This is a genomic window from Longimicrobium sp., from assembly GCF_036554565.1.
Lineage (GTDB): Bacteria > Gemmatimonadota > Gemmatimonadetes > Longimicrobiales > Longimicrobiaceae > Longimicrobium.
The window spans coordinates 1-9747 of sequence record NZ_DATBNB010000346.1 but is presented as its reverse complement, the minus strand read 5'-3'; the positions used below and the strand labels follow the sequence as shown (position 1 = coordinate 9747).

General features: G+C 69.9%; 8 protein-coding genes. 7 read left to right on the top strand and 1 reads right to left on the bottom strand.

Features of this window, described 5'->3' with window-relative positions:
• Positions 1–267: 267 nt before the first annotated feature.
• Entirely contained in the window at positions 268–1803 is a 1536-nt protein-coding gene (locus tag VIB55_RS09725; protein WP_331876454.1) for a mercuric reductase, read from the top strand.
• Between the two features lie 78 nt (positions 1804–1881).
• On the opposite strand, the gene VIB55_RS09720 is transcribed toward VIB55_RS09725, so the two are convergent.
• A complete protein-coding gene (locus VIB55_RS09720; protein WP_331876453.1) occupies positions 1882–4089 on the bottom strand; it encodes a S9 family peptidase in 2208 nt (735 codons plus the stop codon).
• Positions 4090–4289: 200 nt separating this feature from the next.
• Between VIB55_RS09720 and VIB55_RS09715 the strand changes: the two genes are divergently transcribed.
• The 6 genes from VIB55_RS09715 to VIB55_RS09690 all read left to right on the top strand — a co-directional run.
• The gene (locus VIB55_RS09715; protein ID WP_331876452.1) at positions 4290–5657 is read left to right on the top strand and encodes an APC family permease; all 1368 of its coding nucleotides are present in this window, start codon (positions 4290–4292) and stop codon (positions 5655–5657) included.
• A gap of 277 nt (positions 5658–5934) precedes the next feature.
• The gene (locus tag VIB55_RS09710) at positions 5935–6795 is read left to right on the top strand and encodes an RNA polymerase sigma factor RpoD/SigA (protein WP_331021968.1); all 861 of its coding nucleotides are present in this window, start codon (positions 5935–5937) and stop codon (positions 6793–6795) included.
• 289 nt (positions 6796–7084) lie between these two features.
• Positions 7085–7495 carry a type II toxin-antitoxin system RelE/ParE family toxin gene (locus tag VIB55_RS09705; protein WP_331876451.1) on the top strand — a complete coding sequence of 137 codons (411 nt, stop codon included), beginning with the start codon at positions 7085–7087 and terminating at the stop codon, positions 7493–7495.
• Entirely contained in the window at positions 7471–7875 is a 405-nt protein-coding gene (locus tag VIB55_RS09700) for an XRE family transcriptional regulator (protein WP_331876450.1), read from the top strand. The genes VIB55_RS09705 and VIB55_RS09700 overlap by 25 nt, the downstream gene beginning before the upstream one ends.
• 51 nt (positions 7876–7926) lie before the next feature.
• Positions 7927–9162, top strand: coding sequence for a cysteine desulfurase-like protein (locus tag VIB55_RS09695; RefSeq protein WP_331876449.1), 1236 nt, complete (start codon positions 7927–7929; stop codon positions 9160–9162).
• A 4-nt stretch (positions 9163–9166) separates the two neighbouring features.
• Positions 9167–9747, top strand: a 581-nt coding sequence (locus tag VIB55_RS09690; RefSeq protein WP_331876448.1) for a tetratricopeptide repeat protein, incomplete at its 3' end; no start/stop codon positions are given.

Genomic DNA, 9747 nt, shown 5'->3' with positions numbered 1-9747 from the left:
GTCTCCCCCTCCCCTGCGCAGCGGGGGACGGGGGCCGGGGGGAGGGGGCTCCCAGGGGCCTTCACCGGCAGCCCCCCAATCCGGTGTGACGTTCCCCGACCGAAGTTCCCCCCTCTCCCGCGCTGTTTGCGGGGGAGGGGCCGGGGGAGGGGGAACCGCGGCATGCTCCGGGGTTAGTCGAAACGGGATCGGTACCGTACTTTCCAAGGGAGGAGCCCCGCGGCTCCTCCTTTTGCTATTCGACCACTGATCATCCGCCGCGAAACCATGGCCCACGATCCGACCTCCATTCCCGCCGTGCAGCCGCTGGATTCGCACAACCGGCGGCTGCTGGAGAACGTCCATCCCACCGCGTGGACCAATCCCACGCCGCCGAAGGGGGGCTACCACCTCGTCGTCGTCGGCGCGGGGACGGCGGGGCTGGTGACGGCCGCCATCGGTGCGGCGGTCGGCGCGCGGGTGGCGCTCATCGAGCGTGCATTGATGGGCGGCGACTGCCTGAACGTGGGCTGCGTGCCGTCGAAGGCCCTGCTCGCTGCCGCCAAATCGTGGCATGCGGCGCGGGAGGCGGCGGCGCGCTACGGCGGCCCCGCGGCGGGCGGAGACGGTGACTTCGCCGCGGTGATGGAGCGCATGCGGCGCATCCGCGCGGACCTCAGCCCCGTGGACAGCGCCGCGCGGTTCCGAGACCAGATCGGCGTGGACGTGTACCTTGGCGATGCGCGCTTCGTGTCCAACGACGCGGTGGAGGTGGATGGAAAGCGGCTGCTCTTTCACCGCGCCGTGATCGCAACCGGCGGACGCGCGGCGGTCCCGGACGTCGATGGGCTGGCGGATTCCGGCTATCTCACCAATGAGACTTTCTACTCGCTTACCGAGCGCCCCGAGCACCTCGCCATCCTCGGCGGCGGGCCGATCGGATGCGAGATGGCGCAGGCAATCGCACGCCTGGGCGGGCGCGTGACCCTCATCGAATCCGGCGACCGCCTGCTGAAGAACGACGATCCCGCCGCCGGCGAAGTGATCGCGTCCGCGCTCCGGCGGGACGGCGTCGAGGTCCTGTTGGGCGCGCGCGTGGAGTCCGTGCGGACGGACGGGGCGGGGAAGACCCTGCGCATCTCGCACGAGGGCGCGGCGCGAACCGTGTCGGCTTCGCACCTGTTGGTGGCTGCCGGGCGCGCGCCGAACGTGGAGGGACTGGGGCTGGAGCTGGCTGGCGTGGGAGTGGGCAAGCACGGCGTAACGGTCGACGAGCGGATGCGCACCTCCAACCCGCGCATCTACGCCATCGGCGACGTGGCGTCCAAGTTCAAGTTCACCCACGCGGCCGACGCGCAGGCGCGGATGGTGGTGCGCAACGCCCTCTTCTTCGGGCGCGGCAAGGTCGCGGACCTGGTGATGCCCTGGTGCACGTACACCTCACCCGAGGTGGCCCACGTGGGCATTTCGCCGGACGAGGCTCGGCAACGCGGCGAGCAGGTGCAGACGATCACCATCCAGATGGAGGAGGTGGACCGCGCGCGATTGGAAGGCACCAAGGAGGGATTCTTTCGCGTCCACCTGAAGGCGGGTTCCGACACCATCCTTGGCGCCACGCTCGTGGGCGAGCACGCGGGCGATCTCATCACGCAGGTGACGCAGGCGATGACGGCGGGGATCGGGCTGGGGAAGCTGGGGGACGTGATCTATCCGTATCCCACCACCGCCGAGGTCATCCGCAAGGCGGCGGACGCCTGGCGCCGCGGCAAGCTGACCCCGACGGCGAAGAAGGCGTTCGGCGTCTTCTTCAAGCTGGTGAAGTGAATGAAGAACCGCGGAAGGGCTTCCAGCCCCTCCGCGGCTCATCCGTTCCTCCGCGCCTCCGCGTGAAACCCAGGCGGATCAGAGGTTGGCCAGCACCCAGTCGGTCATCATGGTGAACAGGTGCGCGCTGGTCGCCCTGCCGGAGATGGAGTGGTTGCGGTTGGGGTAGGCCATGAAGGTGAACTGCTTGCCCGCGGCCTGCAGCGCGTTGGCCAGCCTCACGCTGTTCTGAAAGTGCACGTTGTCGTCGCCCGTGCCGTGCACCAGCAGCAGCCTGCCGCGCAGGTTGGCCGCCTCACCCACCGGGCTGCGGCGGTAGCCCTCGGGGTTCTCCTGCGGGGTGCGCATGAAGCGCTCGGTGTAGATGGTGTCGTACAGCCCCCAGTCGGCCACGGGGGCCACCGACACGCCCGCCTTGAAGGGCGAGCCCGGCTGCATCATGCTGAACGCCGTCATGAAGCCGCCGTAGCTCCACCCCCAGATGCCGATGCGCTGCGCGTCGACGTACGGCTGCCGCGCCAGCCACTGGGCCGCCGCGACCTGGTCGGCCGCCTCGTGCTGGCCCAGCCGCAGGTACGTGACTTTCTTGAAGTCGCGCCCGCGCCCGCCCGTGCCGCGGTTGTCGACGCTGACCACCAGGTATCCGTTCTGGGCCATCACCTGGTGCCAGAGGTAGCGGTTTCCGCCCCACGCGTCCGTCGCCGTCTGCGAGCCCGGCCCGCCGTACACGTACATCAGCACGGGGTACTTCTTCGCCGGATCGAAGTCCGCCGGGCGGATGATGGTGGCGTTCAGCATCGTCCCGTCCGCCCCGGGCACCTGGATGAACTCGGGCTTGCGGATGGCCAGCGCCTCCAGCGTCCGACGAACCGATGCATTGTCGGCCAGGGTGCGGACGTGCGCGCCGTCCGGCCGCCGCAGCGAGATGACGGGCGGCACGCCGGCCCGGGAGTGGAAGTCCAGCCAGTACGTGCCCGCCGGGCTCAGCGCCGCCACGTGCGTGCCCCGGTCGCGGCTCACCTGCTGCACGCCGCCGCGCCCGTTCAGCCGCACGCGGTACACGTGGCGCTCGGCGGGCCCTTGCTCCGTCGCGCCGAAGTACACCCAGCCGTTCTTCTCGTCGATCCCCAGCACGCTGGTGACCTCCCAGTCCCCGCGCGTCAACTGGCGCGCCACCGAGCCGTCGCGGTTGTAGACGTACAGGTGGTTGGACCCGTCGCGCTCGCTCGTCCACAGGAACTGGCGCCCGCCGTTCAGCCAGCGGAAGTCGTCGCCCACGTCCACCCACGCGCTGTCGGTTTCGGTGAAGAGCACGCGGCTGCGGCCGGTCGCGGCGTCGGCCACCATCACGTCCAGGCGGTTCTGGATGCGGTTGGTGCGCTGGATGACGATCTCGGACGGCGACGCGGCCCACTCCATCCGGGCCAGGAGGACGGACGGGTCGCTCCCCGTATCCATCCACCGCGTCTCGCCGCCCTCCGCGCTCACCACGCCGATGCGGGCGATGGGATTCGGCGTGCCGGCCTTGGGATAGCGAAGCGCCACCGGCTGCGCATACAGGCTGTCCGTCTCCTGCATCATGTAGAAGGTGCGCACGGGCGACTGGTCGATGCGCCAGTAGGCGATGTGCCGCCCGTCGGGGCTCCACCGCCAGCCGTCCTGCAGCCCCAGCTCTTCCTCGTACACCCAGTCGAAGGTGCCGTTGATGATCTGCTCGCCGCCGTCGCGGGTCAGCCGCGTCTCCCGCCCGGTGGCCAGGTCGGTGACGAAGAGGTCGTTGTCGCGAACGAAGCCCACCTTGCCGCCGTCAGGCGAGAACTTGGCGAACTGCTGCCAGCCGGGCGCGGTGGAGACGGGCGTCAGCCGCCGCGCGGCGACGTCCCACACGTAGAAGGTGCCCTTGGTGTTGGCGCGCCAGACGGGCTGGCTATTGGTGTACACCAGCAGCTTGCGCTCATCGTCTGACCACTGGTAGTCCTCGATCTCGATCGGCTCACCGGCCCCGGCGGGCCCCAGCAGCCCCGCGTCCACGATCACGGACCGGGCACCCGTGGCGGCGTCCTCCACCATCAGGTCGCCGTCGGTGCCCACGAAGGTGTAGCGCTGGCCGTCGTTCATCCACTGCACCGCCGGAAGCGTCTGCAGGCGGAACTCGGGGGAGGCGAAGATGCGCTCCACGGACAGCCGCGACGGGTCCTGCCCCTGCGCGGGCGCCGCCTGGGGGACGGCCGCCGAAAGCGCCAGCACGGCCAGCAGCGCGCGGCGGATGACGAGAGAGTGTGACATGGTAGGCGTTGGATGTCGGGACGCGCGTCGCGGTACGGAAGGCGCCGCGGGCAATGGCGATACTGGCGATTGATACGGGACGGCGCCAGTGCGGGTTCCCCTGCGCCCGGCGCGTCCCTGTTGTCGCGCCGCCCGCACGGACTATCTTGCGTGGACTCCGGGTTCCGATCTTCCGCCACACAACATCCGCCACCCCGCACATGAGCGTACCGCAGGCGGCGCCGCACGCCGCGCCCGCAGACCACGACATCGGCACTTTCGTCGACGAGCTTCCGCGCAGGCTGGGCATCTGGAGCGCGGCGGCGGTGCTGGTGGGCTCCACCATCGGCAGCGGCATCTTTCGCGTGCCCGCCCCCGTGGCCGAGCGGGTAGGCACGCTGGGCGCCTTTTCGCTGATCTGGATCGTCGGCGCGCTGGTGGCGCTGATGGGGGCGCTGACCATCGCCGAGCTGGCGGCCATGTTCCCGCGCTCGGGTGGCGTGTACGTCTTCCTGCGCGAGGCGTACGGGCCGCTTCCCGCCTTCCTCTTCGGCTGGACGGAGCTGCTGGTGATCCGCCCCTCGGCGCTGGGCGCCATCGCCATGATCTTCGCCGAGTACGCCGGGCGGATGTTCGGCTACGGGCCGGGATGGGTGCGTTGGGTGGCCGCCGGCGCCATCCTGCTGCTGGGGCTGGCCAACATCCGCTCGGTGAAGTGGGGCTCCATCGTCCAGAACCTCAGCACCGGCGCCAAGGTAATCGCCATCGTGGGGCTGGCCTTCGCGGCGTTCCTGCTGGGCGACGGCGGCGGCGGCGCGCTGGCCAACCCCAACGGCCTGGCGCCCACCTCGTGGGTGGGCTTCGGGCTGGCGCTGGTGTCGGTGATGTGGGCGTACGACGGCTGGGCAGACCTCACCTTCATGGCGGGCGAGGTGAAGGACCCGGGACGCACCATGCCGCGCGCCATCATCGGCGGAGTGCTCGCGGTGGCGGCCATCTACCTGACCATCGTGGCCGGCTACCTGTTCGTGATGACGATGCCGGAGATGGCGAAGAGCCCGCTGGTGGCCTCGGACGTGGCGCAGAAGATCTTCGGGCCGGTGGGCGCCTCGGTGGTGGCGGGGATGGTGATGATCTCCACCTTCGGCGCCCTGAACGGGTCTACGATGACGGGTCCGCGCATCCTGTACGCCATGGCGGCGGACGGCAACTTCTTCAGCCCCATCGCGGCGGTGCACCCGCGGTGGAAGACGCCGTACGCGGCCATCGGACTGGCCGCCAGCCTGGGGATCGCGTACGTGCTGGGGCGCAGCTTCCAGCAGCTGGCCGATTCGTTCGTGCTGGGGATCTGGCCTTTCTACGCGCTGAGCGTGCTGGCCGTCTTTCGCCTGCGCCGCACCCGGCCGGACCTGCCGCGCCCCTACCGCACGGCCGGGTATCCCGTGGTGCCGGTGCTGTTCCTGGTGGGCGCCTGCGGCATGCTGCTGAACTCGGCCATCAACGACACGGCCAACTCGGCGCTGGGCTTCGGAATCATCCTGCTGGGCATTCCGGCGTACTACCTGTGGCGCGCGTTTTCGAAGGCCTGAGCCGTTCCGGCGCGCAACTTGCGGCGCCGCGGCGCGCCCTTTTTCAGGGCGGAGCGAGCGGAACCTTTCGGAACGGGCAGGCTATCAGGGCCGGAAGCACCGTGCGGAGCGCGCCCGGGAGAAAAGATTGACTTTGGACGCCTTGCGGCCTACATTGACCTGTTATGAGACAGCATTTCCGGGGGGATACAAACCGCTCCGCGTGAATTGAGAGCAGCGAGCCTCGCACACCACCGGGGCTCGCTGCTCTCGTCATTTTACCCAAAGGACGAGCCACATGTTCTTGAGCTCACGGGCCCTGGATTCGTTCGACCAGTACCTGCAGGACGTCGAGAAATATCCCCTGATCGACGATCCCGCCGAGGAGCGCGCCCTTGCCCACCGGGCGCGCGCTGGAGACAAGCAGGCCGCCGAGCGTCTCGTGACGGCGAACCTCCGTTTCGTGATCTCCTACGTGAAGAAGTACCAGGGCCGCGGCCTTGGGCTGGCCGAGCTGGTGTGCATCGGCAACGAGGGGCTCCTGAAGGCCGTGAAGAAGTTCGATCCGGACAAGGGAGTGAAGTTCATCTCGTACGCCGTGTGGTGGATCCGCCAGACCGTGCTGCAGGCCCTGGCCGAGCAGACGCGGTCGGTGCGCATTCCGCTCAACCAGAACAGCAACCTGGTGCGCCTGTCGCGCGTGGAGACGGCCCTTACGCAGCAGCTGGGCCGCTCGCCGACCGACGAGGAGATCGCCGACGACATGGGCGAGCCGGTAGACACCATCCGCGCCCTGCGCCGGGTGGCCGCCAGCGAGCTTTCGCTCGATGCCCCGCTGGACCGGGGCGACCGTGACAGCGCCAGCTTCGGCGAGCGCTTCGCCGGCAGCGAGGCCGAGCAGATCGAGGAAGAGGTAGAGTCGCAGGCGCGGCGCGAGTTCCTGGAAAAGATGTTCGAGAAGTACCTCACCGAGCGCGAGCGCAAGATCCTGTACCTGTACTACGGGCTCGACGAGGGCGAGGAGCGCACGCTCGAGGAGATCGGCTCCATGCTGGGCGTCACGCGTGAACGCATCCGCCAGATCCGCAACCGCGCGTTCGAGAAGCTGCGCGAAAGCGCGGACGGCGCGGCCCTCGAGGGGTTCTGGGCGTTGTCGTAAGACCATGGCCGCCGGGCTTCGCCGCCCGGCAGGTTCCCCCGAAAGAGAGGGGTGGAGACGGGTTCCGTCTCCACCCCTCTCTTTTTCTGCCTGAGGCCGAACGCACCTGCGCGCCTGAGGCGCATTCGGCCCGCCGCACTCGCACCACTCCCTCGCTCGCTCCCGTCCGCGCCCGCGGACCTCCCTGCCTCCGTCGAACGGATCCGCTTCCTCTTCCTTCGTTCGCGCCGGCGCGAGAACGCAGGTGTGAATGCCCTTGACGGAATATTCAACGGAGGTTATGTTGCCCATGAGCTTCGAAGTAGAGTATACGGACGAGTTCGGCGGGTGGTGGGACAGCCTGTCCGAGCGTGAGCAGGACTCGGTCGCGCGGTCGGTGCAACTGCTGGAGGCGGCGGGCCCGCACCTGCCGTTTCCCCACAGCAGCAGCGTTCGGGGGTCGCGCTACAGCCACATGCGCGAGCTTCGGGTGCAGCACGAAGGCCGGCCGTACCGGGTGCTGTACGCGTTCGATCCGCGCCGTGTCGCCATCCTGCTCATCGGCGGCGACAAGACGGGCGACGGGCGCTGGTATCAGCGGTTCATTCCCGTGGCCGAGGTGCTGTACGACGCGCACCTGGAAGAAGTCGCAGACGAGCTGGAAGGCCTGAAACCATCTGCACGGGAGGGTGCACCATGGCCAAGAAGTTTCGTGACCTGATCGCGCACTGGGGCCCGGAGCGCATCGCCCAGATCGAGGCGGAGGCGGCCGCGGTGCTTCGCGAGATGCGCCTGGACGAGCTGCGTCGGGCGCGCCTCAAGACGCAGCAGGACATGGCGGCCGCGCTCCGGACCTCGCAGGCCAGCGTGTCGAAGCTGGAGCGGCGCACCGACATGTACCTCAGCACCTTGCGCCGCTACGTGCAGGCCATGGGCGGCGAGCTGGAGATCATCGCCCGTTTTCCGGAGGGCCCCGTGCGCCTGGAGCAGTTCTTCGAAGGCGAGGCGGACGGAGATGCCGATGATGATGCGCTGCTCGCCAGCAACGTGGAGACCGGGTATCCGGAACCCGTGGTAGCCGGGCGGCGCGCGCGGCGCTAATCTGTCGCCGCCGATCGTTTGTCCCGGAACGCCGAAATCCAGACGCAGCGCATGCCTGACCAGTTCTCAGCCCGAGTCCGCGCCGACTTTCCCGTGTTCGAGCGGCGCATCGCCGGGCGGCCCATCGCCTTCTTCGACGGCCCGGGCGGCAGCCAGGTGCCCCGGCAGGTGGCCGAGGCCATGAGCGACTACCTGCTGATGCACAACGCCAACACGCACGGAGGGTTCGCCACCAGCGCCGAGACCGATGCCATCCTCACCCGCGCCCGCGAGGCGATGGCGGCGTTCCTGAACGCGCCCTCGCCGCGCGAGGTGGTGTTCGGGCAGAACATGACCACGCTGACCTTCGCGCTTTCCCGCGCCCTGGGTCGCGACTGGGGCCCGGGCGACGAGGTGATCGTCACGCAGCTGGATCACCAGGCCAACGTGGCCCCCTGGCGGCTGATGGCGGAAGACCGCGGGATGACGGTGCACGTGCTGCCGTTCTGCACCGAAACGTACGCGCTGGACTACGACGCGCTGGCCGGGCTGCTTTCGCCGCGGACGCGGCTGGTGGCGGTGGGCGCGGCGTCCAACGCCATCGGCACGGTGAACGACGTGGCGCGCGTGGCGGCGATGGCGCGCGAGGCGGGAGGGCTGTGCTTCGTCGATGCCGTGCACTACGCGCCGCACCGGCTCCCCGACGTGCAGGCCATCGGCTGCGACTTCCTGGCGTGCTCGGCCTACAAGTTCTTTGGGCCGCACCTGGGAATCCTGTGGGGACGCACGGAGCACCTGGAGCGGCTGACCCCGTACAAGGTGCCCCCCGCCAGCAACGCCGCGCCGGAGCGGTGGGAAACGGGGACCATGAACCACGAAGGCATCGCGGCGACCGCGGCCACGGTGGAGTGGATCGCCTCGCTGGCGCCGGCGCAGGGCGGCAGCCTGCGCGACCGGCTCCGGAGCGCGTACGATGCGTTCGACGCGCACGAGCAGGCGCTGTTCGCGCGGCTGTACGCGGGGCTCACCGCCATCCCCGGCGTGCGGGTGCACGGGCCGGGCGCGGACGGCCAGCGCACGGCCACGGCGGGCTTCGTGATCGACGGGGTGTCGCCGGACGCGGCGGCGCGGGCGCTGGGCGAGGAAGGCGTGTTCGTGTGGAACGGAGACTTCTACGCGACCACGGTCTGCGAGGCGCTGGGCCTTTCGGATTGCGGGGGGCTGATCCGCGCGGGGGTGGCGCCGTACGTTTCCGAGGACGACGTGGACCGGCTGGTGGACGGCGTGCGGCGCCTGGCCGGCGGCTGAGCCGATGTCCGGTCGCGGCGAGGCGGTTCCGTTCCGCTGGGACGTGTCCCGGCGTGAACAGCTGGGGCGGCTGCTGGAGGCGGAGCTTCCTCCGGTGCCGCCGTGGCACAGCGGGCGCGGGATGATAGGCCTGCTCCCGGAGCTTCGCCCCTGCGCGGCGGGCGTGGTGGCGCGCGCGGGTGATGCGCGGCTGGTGTTCGTCGGGCGCTCGCTGGAGAACGTGTTCGACTACCTGAGCGGAATCCTCAGCGACACGGAGTGGCCGGGCCGTTGCGAGCTGCTGCTGGTTTCCTTGCGGAAGAACGACGACCGCGGGAGCAACGCCGCGCGCGCGCAGCTCCGTGCCCAGCTCGCCGCGGTGGGGCTGGCGCCGGACGACCCGTTTCCGCACTACGCCGAGGCGCGGGTGCACCTGGAGGCGGAGCGGTGGGACGACGCCATGCGGGCGGCGCAGCAGGCCATCCGAATCGATTCGGACGACGCGGGGCACTACGTGGTGCTTTCCGCCGCGCACCTGGGCCGCCGCCGCTGGCGCGAGGCGCTGGACGCGGCGGACGACGCGCTGGCGCTCGATCCCACCCACAC